The sequence below is a fragment of the Vibrio sp. BS-M-Sm-2 genome (assembly GCF_041504345.1).
Lineage (GTDB): Bacteria > Pseudomonadota > Gammaproteobacteria > Enterobacterales > Vibrionaceae > Vibrio > Vibrio satsumensis.
Genome location: NZ_CP167895.1, coordinates 1,327,862 through 1,347,492, shown reverse-complemented (window position 1 = coordinate 1,347,492; position 19,631 = coordinate 1,327,862). Strand labels below are relative to the sequence as shown.

General features: G+C 43.8%; 11 protein-coding genes and 1 pseudogene. 6 read left to right on the top strand and 6 right to left on the bottom strand.

What is annotated here, in order from left to right; genetic code table 11:
* Positions 1-32 precede the first annotated feature (32 nt).
* A complete protein-coding gene (mngB, locus tag AB8613_RS21890) occupies positions 33-2,687 on the bottom strand; it encodes a mannosylglycerate hydrolase (RefSeq protein WP_372385029.1) in 2,655 nt (884 codons plus the stop codon).
* Positions 2,688-2,924: 237 nt separating this feature from the next.
* Positions 2,925-4,859 carry a PTS 2-O-a-mannosyl-D-glycerate transporter subunit IIABC gene (gene mngA, locus AB8613_RS21885; protein WP_372385028.1) on the bottom strand — a complete coding sequence of 645 codons (1,935 nt, stop codon included), beginning with the start codon at positions 4,857-4,859 and terminating at the stop codon, positions 2,925-2,927.
* Between the two features lie 317 nt (positions 4,860-5,176).
* On the opposite strand from mngA, the gene AB8613_RS21880 reads away from it, so the two are divergent.
* From AB8613_RS21880 to AB8613_RS21870, 3 genes are all read left to right on the top strand, one after another.
* A complete protein-coding gene (locus AB8613_RS21880; RefSeq protein WP_004731293.1) occupies positions 5,177-5,893 on the top strand; it encodes a GntR family transcriptional regulator in 717 nt (238 codons plus the stop codon).
* Positions 5,894-6,125: 232 nt separating this feature from the next.
* Positions 6,126-7,022: a hypothetical protein gene (locus tag AB8613_RS21875; RefSeq protein WP_372385027.1), complete on the top strand. Its 897-nt coding sequence runs from the start codon at positions 6,126-6,128 to the stop codon at positions 7,020-7,022.
* 191 nt (positions 7,023-7,213) lie between these two features.
* A complete protein-coding gene (locus AB8613_RS21870; protein WP_372385812.1) occupies positions 7,214-7,966 on the top strand; it encodes a YdiY family protein in 753 nt (250 codons plus the stop codon).
* A gap of 85 nt (positions 7,967-8,051) precedes the next feature.
* Here AB8613_RS21870 and AB8613_RS21865 read toward each other — a convergent pair.
* The 4 genes and pseudogenes from AB8613_RS21865 to AB8613_RS21850 all read right to left on the bottom strand — a co-directional run bounded on the left by AB8613_RS21865 (position 8,052) and on the right by AB8613_RS21850 (position 16,091).
* Positions 8,052-11,128 (bottom strand): annotated as a pseudogene (locus AB8613_RS21865) (efflux RND transporter permease subunit).
* Positions 11,115-12,467 (bottom strand): efflux RND transporter periplasmic adaptor subunit, encoded by a 1,353-nt coding sequence (locus AB8613_RS21860; RefSeq protein WP_372385026.1) that lies wholly within the window; start codon positions 12,465-12,467, stop codon positions 11,115-11,117. The pseudogene AB8613_RS21865 and the gene AB8613_RS21860 overlap by 14 nt, the downstream one beginning before the upstream one ends.
* A gap of 194 nt (positions 12,468-12,661) precedes the next feature.
* Positions 12,662-13,867 (bottom strand): outer membrane protein transport protein, encoded by a 1,206-nt coding sequence (locus AB8613_RS21855; protein ID WP_372385025.1) that lies wholly within the window; start codon positions 13,865-13,867, stop codon positions 12,662-12,664.
* Positions 13,857-16,091: a lipase gene (locus tag AB8613_RS21850; protein WP_372385810.1), complete on the bottom strand. Its 2,235-nt coding sequence runs from the start codon at positions 16,089-16,091 to the stop codon at positions 13,857-13,859. Before AB8613_RS21850 ends, AB8613_RS21855 begins: the two co-directional genes overlap by 11 nt.
* A 347-nt stretch (positions 16,092-16,438) precedes the next feature.
* Here AB8613_RS21850 and AB8613_RS21845 point away from each other — a divergent pair, with 347 nt between their 5' ends.
* The 3 genes from AB8613_RS21845 (at position 16,439) to dcuC (ending at position 19,461) form a co-directional block, all read left to right on the top strand.
* Positions 16,439-17,143, top strand: a complete 705-nt coding sequence (locus tag AB8613_RS21845; RefSeq protein ID WP_372385024.1) for a transcriptional regulator — start codon at positions 16,439-16,441, stop codon at positions 17,141-17,143.
* Entirely contained in the window at positions 17,136-17,642 is a 507-nt protein-coding gene (locus AB8613_RS21840) for a hypothetical protein (protein ID WP_372385023.1), read from the top strand. The genes AB8613_RS21845 and AB8613_RS21840 overlap by 8 nt, the downstream gene beginning before the upstream one ends.
* Before the next feature lie 451 nt (positions 17,643-18,093).
* A complete protein-coding gene (gene dcuC / locus AB8613_RS21835; protein WP_009845449.1) occupies positions 18,094-19,461 on the top strand; it encodes an anaerobic C4-dicarboxylate transporter DcuC in 1,368 nt (455 codons plus the stop codon).
* The last annotated feature ends 170 nt before the right edge of the window (positions 19,462-19,631 follow it).

Genomic DNA, 19,631 nt, shown 5'->3' with positions numbered 1-19,631 from the left:
TCCCGCCCACCAAGGTGAACGGGTGATTAAAATTAGAATTTGATTTGGAATGTTTTTGCTTGGCAAGATGCCAATTCACCAAAAGATAATTCGCCAAAGGTTTCTGTTGCTAGATCACCTTCGCGTACTCGCTCATCCATACTTGTTTCTTTCCAGCTTGAAACCGCTTGATTGAAGGAGATTGAATCTGACACAGAACCTGTTTCTGCCGGGTTGTAAACACGCATGATCAGTGCATCTTCATCTTCCGCTTTCTTCAGTACACTCAGCACAGCGCCTGATTGTTGCTTAGACAGAAGGCTAAAACTCATCGGTAGGTTCTGCTCGCCCACATTCAGCTTCATCGCGTTGTAAGGGATCTTGTTGTAGCATTCGATTTGAGTGACATTGTCACGTGATTGCGCCATGATGTTCGCATCAATGTGGTTACCAGAGAAGCCACACAGTGTGAATTCACACACTAACTTACCGCGTACTTGTGAATCCGGTGTCGGGATCTTGATGCCTGATGGACGGCCCGGACGAAGCAATAGCTCTTCTTTACCCAACACGCCGATACCACGGAACAATGTCAGTGCGAAGGTATCTCTGTTTTCGTCACCTTGAGATGCAATCACTTCAAATTCACGCAGACCATTCGACATAATAGCCATGCCCGCGTTACCGTTTTCTAACGCAGCGAAGTTCATCAGTTGGTAAACCGGAACCGGTGCTTCTTTCCACTTCTCTTCTTCCCAAACTGCCATTGCTGGGTCATTGGTTGGTCGAGTAATACAACCGAACTGGTTGTCTGCAACCACAGTTTCAGAAACGAATGGCGTTGGTACTAGCACACGTACACGGTGATCGTCGGCTTGGTTATCTAGCTCCATACGGACTTCAATGCGGCGAGAACCTTGCTTCAATACCACTTGGCATTCCGCTTCAACGAATCCATTTTGACCCGTGCGTTCTTCACGCTCTGTAAGGTTTGCAGGCACGCTCATGCGGAAAGCGATGTTCGCTACCGATTGGAAGCCTTGGTGATCAATCGATGTTTCGACTGGGAATTCATCTGAGTACAGTAACCACTCTTGACGAGATGGAGAGTAATCGTACTCATCGCCGTCATCAGAACCGTCTTCCAAACGAAGTACTTGGTCGAATACTTGCTCTGTCTCTTTATCGAAAATAGTCAGAGTACCGTTGTCGTTCACATTGATTCGGTAGTACTCGTTTTCTAATAGGTAGTCCTTTTGCTCGGCAACTTTTACAGCGCCCTTCTCGTTACCTTGGATGTGTAACGTGGTGAAGCCCATTGCTGGAACACTACGTTTGATTTGAATATCAAACTCCATAAACGGGTCGTAGTTACCGTAGTGAACGATTTGACGGTCTACTTTGCCTGGGTCAATTTGGCGCTTGTCTTGGATGAAGTACTCAACAGGGTTTTCGTTTTCATCAAAGATAGAGAACTCTTGTGCACGGATAGTGATAGTCGTGTTAACCACTTCTTCACGCTCGTATGGTGAAAGGTTGAACATTGCTAGTTTGTCGGAACCTTCGCGATCCGGCATATGGTCAACAATCTTACGCTTGTAGAAATGAATCAGGTTGGTCGCCATGTCGTCCGCAAGGATGTAGCGGTTTAGGATCTCAGCGTGAACCTTGTCTGAACAACAGCAGCCAATCGAGTCATGAGCGTGGTTCTTCATGCTCTCTTTCCACATTTTCTCGATCAAACCGTGGTGGTATTCAAAGCCTAATGTCCAAGCGATAGATGCTAGCGGTTCTAAGATATTTACAATCTTGTTTTCGATTTCTGCATGGATCAGTTTGATGTCCATACGCGTAGAAGAAATCGTACGGTGAACACGCATGTATTTTCCGTCGTTGAATTCGCCTTTGATTGTATCGAGTTGGTCGCGTGCCGCTTCTACTTTTTCGAACACTTCTTCAAAGCGACTCATTGAGAATTCGCGATCTGGGTAGATTTCGCGGAGCTTGTCCATTACTTCAAAGATATCTTTTTGAATCGGCATTTGATCGTGGCCGTTCGGTAGCAAGATATCTTTAGTTACCGATGGCTTTTCTAGCACTGGGAAGTACTTATCTAAACGAGCACGCAAGCCTTCTTCGTCTTGTGGAAGGTATTTACCAATCGCGTAACCTAGCGGAAGCACTTGTGCCGTAACTTCACTGCCGTCATTAGACTGCCATAAGAATTCTGTTTTGTTGGTGCCATGACGCTCTGAACAACCACGCCAGAACATTGCACGCGTGATGTCGAAGCCGTTGTAGATCATTGGCAGCTGTGAGCTCATGCTGAATGAATCTGGTAGGTAACCAATCTTCATTGCATCGCCAAACTTCACGCAGTCACGAATGCCATACATCATGTTACGTACAATTGACTCACCAGAAACTTGCATTGTGTCGGTTTGAGAATACCAAGGGCCAATAATTAACTTGCCCGCTTCAACCAATGCTCTTACGCGTTCTGTGTTCTCTGGTTTGATTGCGAAGTAATCTTCTAGAACGGCTGTTTGACCATCTAGAACGTAGTATTTGTATTCTGGATCACTCTCCAGACGGTTCATGATTTCTTCCATGTTGTTCACAAGAAGAATGCGAGACTCTTCTGTTGTGAAATACCATTCACGATCCCAGTGCATGTGTGGAGTAATATGTACGCGTGATGTAGTCATAATCATTTACCTAAATGTGTCGCTTCGAGTAAATCTAAAATTCGAACTCAAATACGACTAAATTAAAGTTTTTCAAGGGGTTAAAATTGGCTGCCACTAAATTTAGGGTGCAGAAAACCACGCCCAGAATCTGTGTGAATAAAACCGTTAGGAGCACAGGTATTTAGGACAGCCAAGTTGTTCGTTATTTTTTATATGGTGTTTTAATTGCGAGTTAGAAGTTAGCTCAAAATTTAGTTAGTTCTGTGTTGCAGTACTTGCTTCAAACTTACCCTTTTTTACAGCATGACCACGCCACATCAGAAGAGTAACAGTTGAAATCACTGTGCCGACAATCGCAGCACCGAACCAGATTGCAGCAGCAGAGAATGCGCCTAAACCTGAATCGTGTAACAAGAAGATAGAGAAAATACCTGCACCCGGAGTCGATAGACCAATACCTGCCGCGCCAACCATCGCACCTGTAACCACTGATCCTAGTAAGAATGAGCCGATTACACGGATTGGATCTTCAATCGCCATTGGGATTGCGCCTTCGGTAATACCCGCTAGGCCAAGTAGCCATGTAGATTTACCGGTTTCAATCTCAAAGTCTTTAAATAGGCGTGGAGCGATCATGGTTGAAGCCGTTACGGTGAACGCTGATACCATTTTTACTGAACCAAAGATTGCGTATGGGCCATAAACACCGTTCGCCATTGCACCTAAACAGAATGCGTAAGCGGCTTTGTTTACCGGACCACCTAAGTCGAATGATACAAACAGACCAAGAATCGCACCCAATAACAGCGCATTGGTGCCTGACATACCGTTCAACCAGTCCGTTAGACCTTGGTTTAGGAACGCTACAGGTTTACCTATAACAAATAGCATCAAGCTACCTGCCACCAAAGTACCGATCACCGGATAAAGGTAGAAAGTAAGGAAGCCGTTAAACGCAGGGCCTAAGCGAACATGCTCTTTTACCCAACGCATCACGTAACCAGCAATCAAACCACCAACAACACCGCCTAGGAAACCAGAGCCAATGATGTTTGCTGCAATACCTGCGGCAAAACCAGGACCAAGTGCTGGTTTATCTGCTAATGAGTAAGCTGTGTAAGCTGCCAGTACTGGCACCATCAATGTACCCAGTAGGCCGCCACCTAGTTTGCGATACATCCATAGCCAAGAATCTTTTGTTGCATAGAGCTCTTGCAGGTCAAAAATTTGCGCGATAAGAACAGCAACAGCAAGAACAGTACCACCAGCAACGATAAGAGGAACCGCGTAAGAAATACCAGAAAGCAGTGCTTGTTTGAGCTCAGTTTTCAGTGGCAGTTTCTTCGGTTTATCATCAGTAGCTACTTTACGCTCTGCACCGTTGCCTTTTTTCGACTCTTCGATCGCTTCGTTTAAAATGCGCTCACCGTGTTTAATCGGTTCTGCAACTGGGATTTCAACACGAGGAATGCCATTAAAGCGCTCAGATTCTTTAATCGCAACTTCAGCAGCAAACACACACGCTACAGCATTATTAAGTTGTTCCGCAGTTAAGCGATCTTCAATACCGTTTGCGCCCTGCTTTTCAACATGAATCTTGTAGCCAAGCTTTTTGCCGGCTTTTTCTAGGTATTCTGCCGCCATATAAGTATGAGCAATACCTGCTGGGCAAGCAGTAACGCATACAATTGTCGGTGCATTTGTATCTAAGTTGTCTTGTTTTTCTTCTTGTTGATTGTCGCCATCAAGAAGCGCAAAGATTTCTTCAGCCGTTGTCGCTTTTAATACCGCTTCGCGAACATCGTCGTCAACCAATGTAGTTGTCAATGCAGTGAGCAGATGCATGTGGGTAGAACCCGCTTCTGCATTTGGAATCGCAATTAGGAAGATAAGATTTACATCTTCGTCTTCATCCAAGCCTTTCCATTTCATGTCTTCTTTAAGCGTTGCTACAGCGAAGCCAGCTTCTTTAACCGCGTCAGTCTTGCCATGCGGTACTGCTAGGCCTTCGCCAAGCGCTGTCGGGCCTTGCTCTTCACGAGCAAATACTGCATCAAGATACTCTTGCTTGTTATGCAGTTTGCCTTGCTGATCCAGTTGGTCAGCAAGTGCGTAAATCGCTTCTTCTCGACTGCTAAACGTAGTTTGCAGATTTACGAGCGACTTATTCGTTAGAGTAGTAAGTTTCATAACCTTTGTCCCATAGTCACGGATTAGTACGACAGTCGTCCCTGCCGACGAGAAGAATAATACAACTTCAAGACATTTAATCCGTGATCACGATCTCACTAATACATATTTGTATTTAATTTGTATTCAAATCGTATTGGAAAATCCTTTAAGAAAGCTTGTTATGTATCGTTTAATTTGTATTATATGTACTACAAAACGCCGATACGACGCTCACACTAACCTTTAAAGCAAGGCTTATATAGAGCAAATTTACGTATTTAAGGTACAGGTTGTTAATCAAAGTCTAGTTGTTCTAGCGCACAAATGAGGCAAAAATGGCAAGACTCCCTATGTATCGCCAAATCGCAGATGCAATAAGAGAAAAGATCAGTTCTGGAGAATATAAAGTTGGAGAAGCACTCCCAACAGAAGCGCAATTGCGTGAAGTATTCTCGGTAAGCCGTGTGACGGTTAGGCAAGCGTTGAAACTACTGATCGAAAACGATGAGCTTGAAAGCGTTCAAGGCAGCGGCACTTACGTCAAAGAGAACAAGATCAATTACGACATCTACAAACAGTCGAGCTTTCAAGAAAAGTGGGCGCATTTGGATGTGGTTACACACAGTGACGTTCTGGCCTTTGAAATGAAGCCGTGTTCTTTGGCGATGTCTGAGCATTTAGATATCAAAGAAGGCGAATTGGTTTTCTACGTAAAGCGTGTTCGTTTCATAGACAACAATCCAATCACGGTTGAAGAAACTTGGTTACCTGTTGCCCTATTCCCAGATCTCACCTATCAAGTGATGCAGACATCAAAGTACGACTTTATTGAGAACACCAAAGGCATGGTGATTGATAGAAGTGAGCAAGAATTGGTGCCGATTCTTCCGCCTGAAGATGTTGCGAAACAGCTAGGTATTGACCCAGCTCAGCCTATCATTGAAAAACGTACTCGCGGTTACCTCGCCAATAACACGGTGTTTGAATACAGCCGTAACTACTTCACGTCTAACGATTACCGATTTACTTTGGTCGCAAGACGCCAAAGATAATACCCATCAGCGAGTTTTTATAATAGCAAATTGACCAGCACAGAGAGCGCCTTGTTCTCTGTGTTTCTGTGCTGTTATTTCAATCATAAACCTAGCTTTCTCCCCAAAATATTCCTAAACCAATATCAAGCAACCTCACGAAAGATCATTCACGTTCATTTAAATACTGTTCGCGCACTTTGAACATAAACTAAGCGCCAAATGACAAGAACAACAGTCGACAGGAATGTAAATGAATACCAAACAACTTGAGGACGCGGTAAGCGAAGTGAGCTTATTCAATCAGCACCTCCACTTAATCCAATCCGTGCATACCATTCCAACCCCAAAAATGAATTGGGAGTCGATTGCGATGGAACCTGCGCCGGCAATGCCAACGGTCCGATTCGATCATAAAGTCAAAGCCATGGAAGCGCTTGATGAGTACAAGCCTAACTGGCTAGATATGCTGTTGGGCAGCAAGTCGAAGTTGTACACCCTCACCAATAATATCGAGCGTGCCGCCGAACAAGACATCGAACAATACAAAACTGAGTTTGTAAGTTGGGTTCAACACTACAGCTACTGGGCCAAAGATAATCAGTTGTCGAAAGGCATTTTAAACAACGACAGTGGCGCCAAGCTTTCTGCCCTTTCAGAAGCGCAACAGAACCCTATAAACGCCGCTGTAGTCGACACCAAACTGATAAACCATAACTTTAATACCTATAAGAATGGGCACCTGTTAGAAATCAACATTCAGGTTAATAAGCACAACGTGATCCCAAAAGAAAAAAAGGTATTGTGCCAAGGTGAAGTGAAGCTTGAAACGGTGCCTCTTTCTGAAAGCAACACCTTATATCGTGAGTATGTGTGCAGCTGTATTCTTAAATGCGCGCAAGATGCTTTCAATGTGTTACCCGAGACGAGTGTTGTGATCAATGTTGAACAGATTTCAGCAGATCAATCGAGCGAGACCATAGTTTCATGCCATGTCGAACAAGGGTTACTCGAGTTCTTGTTAATCGAAGATGATAAACCCTCTGAGATACTTGAATTCTTTGTCCACATTGAAGATTTCAATCCTCATCGAGGTAACGGGTTCTCAGCGATCAAAACGATTTTTTCGCCTTTGCCTATGGCGTCATAACTCACTCGCATTTTCGATTCAATCATTGACGACTCTTCACGACTAGCCTTACGTTCGTCGTGTTAAATCACTTTATAAACCAAACCATTATGTCGACACACACTATCTCACAAACAACGCGCCCATTAACAAGCACAGTTTTATACACACGTTCCCTAGCAAAGCTACCTATAGTTCTAATCGCTATCTCTATGCCCGTATTTGCCGAAGAAGTTGATGAAATGGTACTCGAAGGCGACGTCGTATTAAGCGAAGGTTCTGAGTTAAAAGAAGAAGCTGAAGAATCCCCTTTTACGCCCCTGACTAAGCTCGGATTTATCTACTCACAAAACACAAGCTCATCTTTGTCGATCAACTCTGGAATCTCTGTTGGATACAAAAAAGAGAACTGGGGCCAACGAGTTCAATTTGATACCTACTATACCGATGCTGAAAACGATGAAGACGGCACCAATCGCTATACCACCAACTATGGCATTAGCTATGACCTGAACGAAGTCACCTATTTGGTCGCCACAACACGTTTTGAACACGACCACTTTGGTACTTATCGTAAGCAATTCATAACGGCTACAGGACTGGGTCGCCACTTTTATGATACTGAAAGAATCAAACTCCAAGTATCTGCCGGTCCGGGTTACCGAATCAGTAAGCGACAGTCTTCTGATGAAGAGTTTCCAAACAAAGAGAACTATGAACTGATCGTCAATGCCAATATTGATGGATCATTAACCCTAACAGAAACGTTTTCTATGGGGGCAACGGCTAACATGGCTTACGGTGAGGAAAACACTAACTACAACCTCAAAGGCTATCTAAAGAACATTCTCATGGGTAATTTGGCGCTAACCTTTGATACCGAATATATCTACAACACCACTGTTGCATCTGACCAAAGTAACGCCGAAGTCTACAGCTCAATGAATCTAAACTACGATTTCTAACCGCCCTCACTGCTTTCTACACTTAATCTAGTCCACAATAGCAAAAGGCCCTCACAATGAGGGCCTTGAAGTATCTAGCTTCTCGCTACACTGTTTTGGTTCTCAATCGAGTAAGTATGTCCATCTGTTTTAGATTCGCCATACCAACGTAAGCCACTGGCACTAAGAACAGTGAGAAGAAGGTTCCGGCTGTTAAACCTCCGACCAACACTAAACCAATATTGATTCGACCTAACGACCCCGGACCATCTGCTAATGCCAATGGCAATGAACCAAGGATCATCGTCAGTGAGGTCATTAAGATAGGACGCAGCCTTGAACGCGCGCTGCTGATCGCCGCTTCTTTTGCACTCACGCCAGATTTGCGTTTCTCGTTGGCAAACTCCACCAGCAAAATACCGTGTTTGGTCACTAGGCCAACCAATGTCAGCAGTCCGATCTTCGAATAAATATTGAGACTTTGACCAAATACCGACAGCGTCAAAATCGCACCCACGATACACAATGGCACCGTCAGCAAGATGATCATTGGGTCGACAAAGCTTTCAAACTGCGCGGCCAAGATCAGGAAAATAAAAATCAATGCTAATACGAACAGCACTTGTGCTCCTGCTGTTGAATCAACTAAGTCTTTAACAATTCCATTGAATTCGTAGCTCTGCGCCGGTTTCAATAAGCTTGGAACCGTATCATCAATGTAGGCTTTCACATCACTCGCCGTGTATCCGGGCATCAAATCTGCGGTAATTTCAGCGCTGTCTTTACCCATGAACGTCTTAAAGTTAGATTCCGATGTCACTTGTTTGATTGATACAAACTGAGACAAAGGAAGCCTTTGCCCCGACTGTGAATCCACATACAGCTTATCGAGAACCTTAAAGTCGCCGAGATCCTTTCGGTTAACTTGAACTTGAATGGGGTATGTATAACCGTCATCGGCTTGCAAATCTGCCGCCTTCACAGATCCAAGGAAGGTCGATAACGCGTTGGTTACGTTGCTGTAATCAACACCAGACAACACAATCGCATTTCGGTCAATCGACAAGTCATAACGTAATTGGTCGCGTAACATCGAATTTTTAATGTTGGTCACGCCCTCATAACTCTCAAGCGCGTCAACGACCTCACTTGCGGTTTCAGACAACACCGAGGTGTCGCGGTTAACCGTCGTCAGCTCAAGGATCATATTGGTCGCTATGCTTAAGTTATCTGCCGAGCGAACCTTGAAAGACATGCCATAAGCAGAGACCGAGCTTTGCGCTTTGGCGATAAACTCGTTAACCAGTTCATCAGCTGACTGGTCACGTTCGCCCCATGATTTCAATAAAACGTGATTAGTCGGAGTCCCTTCGATGTAAGACAAGTTTGCCTCTACCGAACGATCACCTTTGAACACACTGTTAAGTTGCTCGTTGTTGTCTAGGTGATACTGACGACCTACCCCTGTTGGTGGCGTTGAAGTCACCTCGACAAAACCAGTGTCTTCGGTTGGAAGTAGCACTTGAGGCATTTTCCAAACCGCCAAAACAGACAGAGCAATCAACACCAAAGCAATACTACTCATCAGTGTTTTACGCTCAAACCATTTGCCCAGTTCTTTGGTGTACAAGTCAGACAGAACATTCAGCTTCGCATCAACTTTTTTGTACCACCTTGCTGGCTTTGTAACTGGCTTCATTAAGTAAGCACACATCATGGGCGAGAGCGTTAAAGCAACAAACCCTGAGATGATCACTGCAGCAGCTAACGTGAAAGCAAATTGTCTAAATAGATCGGCGGTTAAGCCCGACATCAGGCCAATAGGTAGATATACGACCGCTAACGTGAGCGTCATCGCTATCACAGGAAAAACGATCTCTCGACACCCTTTGATTGCAGCATTAAAAGGGGTTTCGCCCTCTTCGATATGTCGGTAACAGTTTTCAGCCACAACAATGGCATCATCGACAACTAAACCAATTGCAAGAATGATGGCCAAGATAGTCAGCACGTTGATACTAAACCCAAGTAGATGCATGACTGCAAATACACCTATCACACACACTGGAATGGTAATGATCGGAATCGAAGCCACACGAACAGAACCAAGGAACAACACGACAACGGCTGAAACCAGAACAATCGCTTCAACTAAAGTCATGAAGCCTTCGTCAATTGCGGTTTTAATGAAATCAGCTTGGTTGTAGACCATCTTCATCTCAATGCCTTCAGGCAACTGAGGTTGAATCACGTCTATTTGCTTCTTAACCTTATTGGCAACCGTCACTGGGTTTTCACTTTTCAGTGGCAGTACCTGAATCGACATAGCTAAATTTTCATCTACACGAAGAATGCTCGGCGTAAGGCTCTCTTCCCCCATTTTGACTTCAGCGATATCACCAATGCGAATGATCTTGCCGTTATCGACACGAACCACCAAATCTCGCACATCATCAACACTGGTCACTTGATTGACTGGGTTAATGGAGAAATCTCGCACCTGACCTTTGATAGTACCCGCGGTAAACGTCGCGTTGTATGAGCTTAATGTACCGACCACGTCTGACGCACTCATGTTAAGCGCCATCATTCGATCAGGCTGTAACCACACACGAACCGCTTTTTCACTGCCACCATACGGCCCCCAAATCCCCCCACACCTTGTATGTGCTTAAACTGGGGCACGACTTGCTGGCTAATGTAGTCATACATGTCTTGCTTAGACATCTTGCCGGTATTCACAAACGTGATGATGTTACTCGGCATGCTGGTATCAGAAGAGTCATCCGTTACCGTTGGCTTATCCGTCATACTAGGAGGGAAATCACCAATCGCTTCAACACTGCTACGCAGATTGTTCATCAAGCTCGTGTATTCGACGTCATTAATGTCATCTTCAAACATGATTTTTAGATTACACGTTCCTTCCTGACAGTCGGTCGTCATGGTTTTCACGCTGTCTAAACCTGTTGCCGCCGTGATCAGTTTATCTGCCACATTGCGCGACATGAACTCAGCGCTCGCGCCATTGATCGCCGCGGTTACAGTCGCCGACGGTGTTTTATGTTCAGGAAAGTATTGGATTGAGAGCTTTTGAAACGACAAAAGCCCAAGCAAAACAATGGTAATACTCAGAACAGACGCAAACACAGGGTGCTTGATACAAATCTCAGGAAGCTTCATTCAGTTTCTCCTTTGTTACGGCTTCCTTGCTTTGGGTTTGCTTGCTTAAAGTTTCCTTGCTGTGAGTTTCCTTGTTTAGACTTTCGCTCGATGATTGCTCAGCAGCCGCATTAGTTTCCCCACCCTCGCTATTTTCGTTGACGGCTTCATCTACACCTTTTGTTGCTTCCGTCCAATCAACCGAAGGCTCAACCGGATGTGCTTCATCAATCTGTGTTTCGGTCTCTTCTACCTCGGGCTTAACGGTCTGCTTAGTGACCACTTTATCTACCGGCTCCGTAATTAACTCAACCGTTTTCTGCTCCGCATTAGGGTTCATTACCTTAACTAGAGACGCTCTCTTTAGGTTCTGTTGTCCCGTCACTACGACCTGATCACCCAGTTTCAATCCGCTTTCTACAACGACGTACCCATCGTTAGTGTTCACGCCCAATTCAACAATGTGTTGCTCGATTTTTTCGCCATTCACAATCCATACAAAACGTTGTGCATTTTTTGCTTGAACGGAATTTTGAGAAACCACCATTTGAGTCGTGTCTTCGCTCGTCATTTGGCTTACTTTGGCAAACATGCCCGGAACTAAGCGATGATCTGGATTAGTCACGTGCGCGTGTACTTCTACGCGACCTGAACTCTCATCAACCGCGGGGGCAATGTAATCCACAACACCAGAAAACGCTTCATCGACAAATGCATCAACTTGGATGGAAACATTCTGACCTAGTTTTGCGTTACCCAAGTCAGACTGTCCAATGGAATACTGAACTTCGACAGGATCGAGTTTAATCAAACTCACCAACGCGGTTGCGCCATCAATCTTACTGCCCACTGAGTGGGTGAAGTTGGTTAATTGCCCATCAAATGGCGCAACCAATAAATAATCATTCATTAGCGCTTCTTTCTGACGGAAATCAGCCGCAGCTAAATTCGCCTGCTCTCCCAGTTCTTCAACATCTTGTTGAGACATAGAGTCAGGCTGTTTCTTTAGTAATTCTTGTACTCGCTTTAATTTCGACTTTGCTAACGCTAGAGAGCTTCTTGCTTTGTCTAAATCGGCTTTCGCTTTGGTATTGTCCAGTTGAGCGATCAACTCGCCTTTTTTAACTGAATCTCCATCTTTGAAATGGATATTGAGAATTTTGTCGGAGGCACTGAATGTCAATGCAGCAGAATCCGTTGCCCTGATTTTGCCAACCTCGTTGATTGAAGATGTGAATGCTTGTTTGTGCGCTTTTTCGATAGTCACAGGAATCAAGTTTGAGTCTTGGGCAAACGATGGAGAGATATGTAAGGCAAACAGTGCCAAACAGATTGTTTTGCTAAGCTTTGTAAATTTCATTTTTAATAACCATAACCGTTGAATTCGCATGAATTAAAACGTTTTTCTAAGCAGCTATTTCTTACTTAATGAGCTTCCAGCTATCTAAATAATGCTAAAACAGCTAATAATGAGAAAAGGGCTCAACTCACTGTCGAGCCCAGCAATGTTTATATGATTCCTAAATTTTTACGTTTAGAACTCCAAAGTAAAAGTTAAAAACGATGCTGATATTGAACACCAAGCACGAGAGCATCGGCAGTCACATCAGCAGTCACATCAGCAGTTATATTGGAACTCGTTCCTGGAATCGTCGTCAGGTTTTCGTCAATATCTTGTGATTCTCCGATGATAAAGCCGACACCAATGTCCACAGAACTGGCAGCCGTGAAGTTATACGTCCCTCCGACTGTAAGCCAATGACGGTTAACATCAGGAATAGAGAGCGATGTGAGTTCATCAGTCGGGGAAATGTCGTACATGTAGCCCGCTCGTAGAACGATGTCTTTTGACATGGTGTATGTACCACCGACAGAAACATGTCCTGCATCTTTCCATTGATACTCTTTAATAGAGTCGTCATAAGAGTCAGATATTAGCGAGTCAAATTCAGACCAATTCACCCATTGCAGGCTGTAGTGAAAAGCCCACTGTTCGTTGAGCTGGTGCCAACCGGAAAACTCTAGAGTGTCTGGTAGAGGTACGTTCATCTTGTCGGCAGGGACACCGCCTTTGGTAATGTCACCTTCCACTTCGATATCTGGGCTGTAACGGTAACTAATACCGAACTTGTTATGTTCGTTGACTTGGTAAGTCGCACCAACATTAGCCCCCAAACCGAAACCATCTGCATCTACATTTAACAAGTTTTGACGGTATATCTCACCCTCACCGTAGATAACATCTATCCCGGCACCTAAGTTGATTTGTTCGGACAATTCATAAGCCACAGCGAAGCCAACATTGATACTGGAAAGCGCTGTTTTCCCTCCGAACTCATCCGCTTCGAACGACTCGTCAAACTCAACGTCAGTACCGAAATTGGAATGGACTGTTGCGCCCAAGGTAAATTGGGAATCTTGAATTGGATGCACGTAATGGATGTTTGGAACCAAAGTACCTGCGCTAAGATCTTGGTCACTCAGTGATGTGGTATCCCCTTTTAAAGGCGTATAACTGATATCCGATACATCAATACCACTATCGATATAGATAGCGCCGACAGAGAGTGTTGGTTGCTCGATGTAAGCCATCGCAGCACTGTTCTTAGCCACAATTGCCGCGCTATCGGCCATAACAGCATCACCCGCGAATGCACGACCTAAACCCGTTGCTGATTGTGCGTTAAGTTGGAATCCTGCGGCGTTTGTTAAACAAGGAATGAGAGCAGCTGCGGTGCCCAATATGAGTTTATTCTTCATCTTGAGGCACCTCAGTTTCGATATGATCTTCGTTGTTTATAACTACGACTGAGCCGTCACTCATTACCATTGAAGCAACAGCAACTTGCTGAGTGTCAACAGCTTCACGTACGTCAGACATATTTTCTCCCGGCATACCCGGCAATCCATTTTCATCAACAGGCCCTTCATAAGGAAACAAATACGTACCGTGTCCACCTGTTGTCGTTCTTATGACTCCACCGAGTTCGATCTGATCACGCTTTGTACCCGTTATTGGGTCTAAGCCAAGAGCAGTAATTAGTGGCTCAGTACCTGTACGAATGTTGTTTGGATCGCTGTTTGGAATAACGCTATCGGGAACGTAATCTACACCTACATCGCAGGTTTCTCCGCAGTCTCCGACGGCAGCTAACAAAAGAGTCGGTTGCTCAGCCTTAACTTGACGAGAGATGAAGCTGGCAGGGTCGGCACTATCAATTGTTGCTTGAACCCCTTGTTTAAGGTCTGTAACAACTAAATCGAAGATGTCATTCTCTAACTGACTAACAAGTTGTGCGTTATCAGACGAAAGAGCTACGAACTCTCTAAGTGCTTCAATACATTGTTGATTCGTCGCTTCTGCTGTACAGATATCTGGTATGACAGTTTCAGCAATGCCTCTCTGAACGTCTGGAGACTTCTTAACGCCTTCAGACATTTCAGGGCCTAAGGTTTGAGAAGACAAAACCAAGTTGGTTAACCCCTGTCCCGGAACAACAAAGTTCACTGTATTGAATTCAAATTCATTGTTAACTGGGAAACCATCTTTAACTTGGCTAAATTCACTCACCATTACCGACATGATTCCACCCAACGATTGTCCGATTAAGTGAACGTCATCTTTTTTCACCCAATCTTCTTGGCTTAGTGCATAGCGAAGGCCTAAAAAGTCAGATACGGATTGCTGAAGGTTAGAACGCAGTGCCAATGGCGAATCGATATTGATGAAAAACGCTTTGTTTGCTCGAGCACTGATTTCTATTGGATTTTCTGGGTCGCTAATGTCATACCGCATTCGCTCACCATGATATGGCATGTCGATCGCAACGACGGCGTAACCTTTTTTTGTATATTCCGCAGCCATCAAAGAAGCGGTACCGCGTTCAGCCGTAACACCATGAATAAATATTGCTGTAGGTAACTGACTACTTTTGTCCCATCCATTAGGAACATAAATATCTGCAGTTATATCTAACTCTTCGGTTATCTTCGGAGTTGGGACTCTTTCCGTAGGGAAACCACCATCGATGTTTGTAATCCATTCGTAAAGTGGAGGACAGTTATCCTTCGGTTCAAACTCATCAATGATACATTCTGATTCTCTTGCTTTAGTAAAAGGTAAATAGGAAGGAATCTTAAGCTGTTTGGTATAGAGATCGTAATCTTTCTTCCGTTCTGTAATCGGATTTAACTGACTAGTAAAAGAACTTCCAAATACCTCATGGTTATATTTGATCGCATCCAAGGGAGCATAAGAACTCTGAGTTTTAAACTGTGCGGCATATACAGGAATTCCTTTACCCGGATATATCTCTTCATATGAGCTTGTAGCGCTGATAACTTGAGTGTGGAGATCTTGTTCTTTGTCGTTATTAAATTGTGCCTCGGAGTATATTAATTGCTCAAAGCTAGCGTCTGCTTTTAAAGGTTCGTCAAATTCAGTTTTAACTCCATCAGTCACAACGATCGAATAAGTCGTCCCTTCTTTTAATCCTGATTCGCACTGAATAATAATATTGGAACCATCAGCGGATATTTGAGTAGCAACTTCCGAACCCGATGACTCATCAATTAGCACTACGTTCCCTGCTAAGGTTTCATTATTCAGCGGATAACGCTTATCTGAATTAACACTCTGTAGCGGAATTAAAATAGGCTCTGCACAAAGTCCCCAGCCATCTAAAGCGGCGTATGAGTTGTTGTAGTCCTGATAATAGGCATCATTGGTCGATGACATTGCGGCAACGTGTTCACCGACTCCGGTAATGGTTCCGTCGTCGTCATACCCGTATCCATCGTTCGGTTTTGGTAATTCATTGATGTTGTAGGGAACCAATACCGAAACGGGGTCTTGTGTCGAGTCTTCAGACTGACAGCCGAGTAAGGCAAGCGTAATTAGTCCACATAGATATGGCTTATTGAATTCGTTCAAAACAGCTCCTTCGTAGTTTTCGCATTTAACTGGTGTGGTCGTGCGATTTATCGTTATTTGAGTTGCCGGTTGAGTCGGAGGTAAGTTCGACTGTTATTCGCAGAGAGCAAGGCAACACAAGTTGGAATGACACGTTGATAAAACTACGTAAGAAATTTGAGCAGTTAACCCACACCCACTAAATCAGCGTCACCCGTTAATGATCTAATAGCTACTAACGGCAAGCACCTGAAACCGCATTAAACAACCTCAAAAAGGTATATAAGGAAATCTAATTCGGCTAATAATTAACTTAAATTCAGACACTTAAATATCAAAGACGATGAAATCAGTAAGTTTATGTTTGTTGTAATATTTGTTATGTTTAGGTTAGAACGCTTATAACAATGAGAACCCAGATGTCTGCTGAATTTATTATCAATGATGATATACAGGTCAATTTAGAAGAGAGTGAAATCCATCACTTTAAAACGGGCCGTACCTACCCAATAGGTTCTAATGAATCAGAGCTGCTTAAGTTTTTTATCTCGAGACCTAATGAGGTGATCACTCGCCAAGTTCTTATTGAACAAGTGTGGGTGTCTAAAGGTATATACGTTGAAGATGGCAGCCTAATGCAGACCATCTCTATTTGCCGAAAAGCGTTAGAAGATAAAAGCGGGATGATTATCGTCACTGAGCGCGGCAAAGGGTACCGATTTGCAGGGCAAGTGACACAAGACAAAGAACGCGCACTGCGTAAAATTCAATCTCAACCAAAACAAGAAACGAAACAACCTGAAGACAATACAGCGCCTGAAAGCTCAACAACCGAGACAACTGCCGCACCAAAAAAAACAAACAGTGTGTTAGCACTGATTGCATTATTTGTCGTGACTGCGGGGTTATCCCACTATTTGTTTTCTTATTTAGATAGAAATAGCCTAGGCGAAGATCTCGTGGGTCAGCATTTTATCTCATGTAAAATCGAATCCGATGAATTCACATTTAATGAGTTATTCAACGTAACGCTATATGAATATAAGGGACGAAAAATCATCATCGATAATTCAGGAAAATCTCTGAGCTTCCCTGCCGGATTTAAAGGAGTGACTTGTGAGTAATAAAACGAATACAGCAATTTTTGTGGTACTGCTTGGCGTATTAGTCGGCTGGGTTTCTACCTTTATTCCCAAGTCACCTCTTGAAGGGCATTATTTAGCAAATACAGCATCAATTATTAACCCGTCCAATAATATGATTCATAACCAGTCTGCTATTAACATCGAGTTTAAGAAGAATGACAGTTATGACCTATTGTACGTATCGACTAAGCAAGTCGGCTTTACGTCATCGGGATCTTACTCTGTCACTCAACACGACATCTCACTGGATGAGAACCAACACCAGCAAATCATCCCCAATCGCGAGTTGTCGTTTTACGAAAAGGTGATGATTAGTGAAGGGGCTACATTATCGTCTGACGCCATGCCTTACATTCCATTAAATATAGAAGAGTTCTTGTTGGTGACGCGCTATGGGATGATTCACTTTTGTAAGAAGGTCGTCTGTTCTGAACTGCCAACGTATTCAAATGACACTCCTGACGTTGATATGAACTAAACTCGCTCGGCTATTTTAAGCTTAATTATAGCTTGTGTTTTAGCGCTTACTTCTGGGAAGTAAGTAGGCGTTAAACATAAGTAATCTTTAAACATAAGTAGGCTTCAAAGCTAAGATTTTCACCTCTTTACTCCGATAAATACCCACTTCGTTACACGTTTCCTTCCAAAGTACAAAAAACACTCACGATTTATAAAACGAAACCTCCATATGCAACTAGAACAACCAAAGGTGATCCAAGTTATATTCTAACGAGCCGCAAAATTTGTTTATTAACATCTAAACAACAGTAGTGAATCACGATTTACAACCACAATTAACATCGAAAAAAATGTTTGTCTTAGATCATATCAACCTCAACTATGCCTCGTGCCACAGTGCAGTTTTCTGTACATTCATTGTCATATTCTGAAACACTTTCTTATATTTTTTAAACTTTGTGGAGATTTCTATGTTAGAGCTCTTGATCGGATTAGTGATTACTATTGCTGTTGGTTACTTTATTGTAAAAGGCTATAAAGCGGCGGGTGTATTACTAACTGCTGGCCTTGCCCTACTTCTTATCACCGGCCTTATTGGTCACACAGTCTTACCAGCTAAAGTCGCTTCAACAGGTAACATGGTTACCGACTCACTAGAATTTGTTAAATACATGCTTCAGTACCGCGGGGGCGGCCTAGGCATGCAAATCATGCTTCTTTGTGGTTTTGCTTCTTACATGACGCACATTGGTGCTAACAATGTGGTAGTGAAACAGTTCTCTAAACCACTTGCTGCGATCAAATCTCCCTACGTACTTCTTGTTGCGGCTTACATCGTAGCGTGTCTAATGTCTCTAGCAGTAAGTTCTGCAACGGGTCTCGGTGTACTATTGATGGCAACCCTATTCCCAATGATGACGGCAATGGGTATTTCTCGCCCAGCGGCAGTTGCGGTTTGTGCATCACCTGCAGCCATCATTCTTTCACCAACCTCTGGTGATGTGGTAATCGCGGCAGAAAAGTCAGGCATGTCTCTTGATGTGTTTGCTGTTCAAACGGTACTGCCTGTTTCTATCTGTGCGATCATCGTGATGGCGGGTGCGGCTTTCTTCTGGAACAAATACCTAGATAAGAAAGAAAACACACCAATGGAAAAAGTTGACGTTTCTGAAATCGAAACAACGGCACCAGCTTTCTACGCTGCACTTCCATTTCTACCTATCATCGGCGTTTTCCTATTCAACGGTCGTACGATTCCAGGGCTTTCACTTGATATCTACACCATTGTGGTAGGTTCTATCTTCGTGGGCGCGGTCATCGATTACGTTGTTAAGAAGTTTGACGGCGAGAAAACATTAGAAGATTTAGACTCTTGCTACCAAGGTATGGCTGACGCGTTCAAAGGCGTGGTAATGCTGTTGGTTGCGGCAGGCGTATTTGCTCAAGGTCTAATGTCTATTGGTGCGATTGATAACCTAATCGGTCTTGCTGAATCTGCAGGCGCAGGCGGTATCGCATTGATGCTTATCCTGACGGGTCTAACGGTGGCTGCAGCTATCGCGACAGGTTCTGGTAACGCGCCATTCTATGCATTCGTAGAACTGGCTCCATCACTGGCTGCGAAAATGGGCTTGAACCCAGCGTTCCTAATCATCCCAATGCTTCAAGCATCGAACCTAGGCCGTACCATTTCGCCAGTATCTGGTGTAATTGTAGCGACATCTGGTATGGGTAAAATCAGCCCATTTGAAGTAGTAAAACGTACGTCTGTACCTGTAATCTGTGGTCTTATTACGGTTATCTTCGGTACGCTTGTATTGGTTCCTATGGCAGCGTAAGCCAACGTTAGTAAGCACAGCTACTTAGTAACACCAATATCGATATAAAATGCTTAAACAAAAGGCGCTGAACTTAATAAGTTCAGCGCCTTTTTAATATCACTGTCTCAACATCGTTAAGACTATCGAGACACGTATAAGCAGTCAGGCTTGAAATAGTTTTATTTCAA

Coding starts and splice junctions, on each gene's coding strand:
- mngB (WP_372385029.1), bottom strand. CDS start 2,687: ATGACTACATCACGCGTACATATTACTCCACACATGCACTGGGATCGT.
- mngA (WP_372385028.1), bottom strand. CDS start 4,859: ATGAAACTTACTACTCTAACGAATAAGTCGCTCGTAAATCTGCAAACT.
- AB8613_RS21880 (WP_004731293.1), top strand. CDS start 5,177: ATGGCAAGACTCCCTATGTATCGCCAAATCGCAGATGCAATAAGAGAA.
- AB8613_RS21875 (WP_372385027.1), top strand. CDS start 6,126: ATGAATACCAAACAACTTGAGGACGCGGTAAGCGAAGTGAGCTTATTC.
- AB8613_RS21870 (WP_372385812.1), top strand. CDS start 7,214: ATGCCCGTATTTGCCGAAGAAGTTGATGAAATGGTACTCGAAGGCGAC.
- AB8613_RS21860 (WP_372385026.1), bottom strand. CDS start 12,467: ATGAAATTTACAAAGCTTAGCAAAACAATCTGTTTGGCACTGTTTGCC.
- AB8613_RS21855 (WP_372385025.1), bottom strand. CDS start 13,867: ATGAAGAATAAACTCATATTGGGCACCGCAGCTGCTCTCATTCCTTGT.
- AB8613_RS21845 (WP_372385024.1), top strand. CDS start 16,439: ATGTCTGCTGAATTTATTATCAATGATGATATACAGGTCAATTTAGAA.
- dcuC (WP_009845449.1), top strand. CDS start 18,094: ATGTTAGAGCTCTTGATCGGATTAGTGATTACTATTGCTGTTGGTTAC.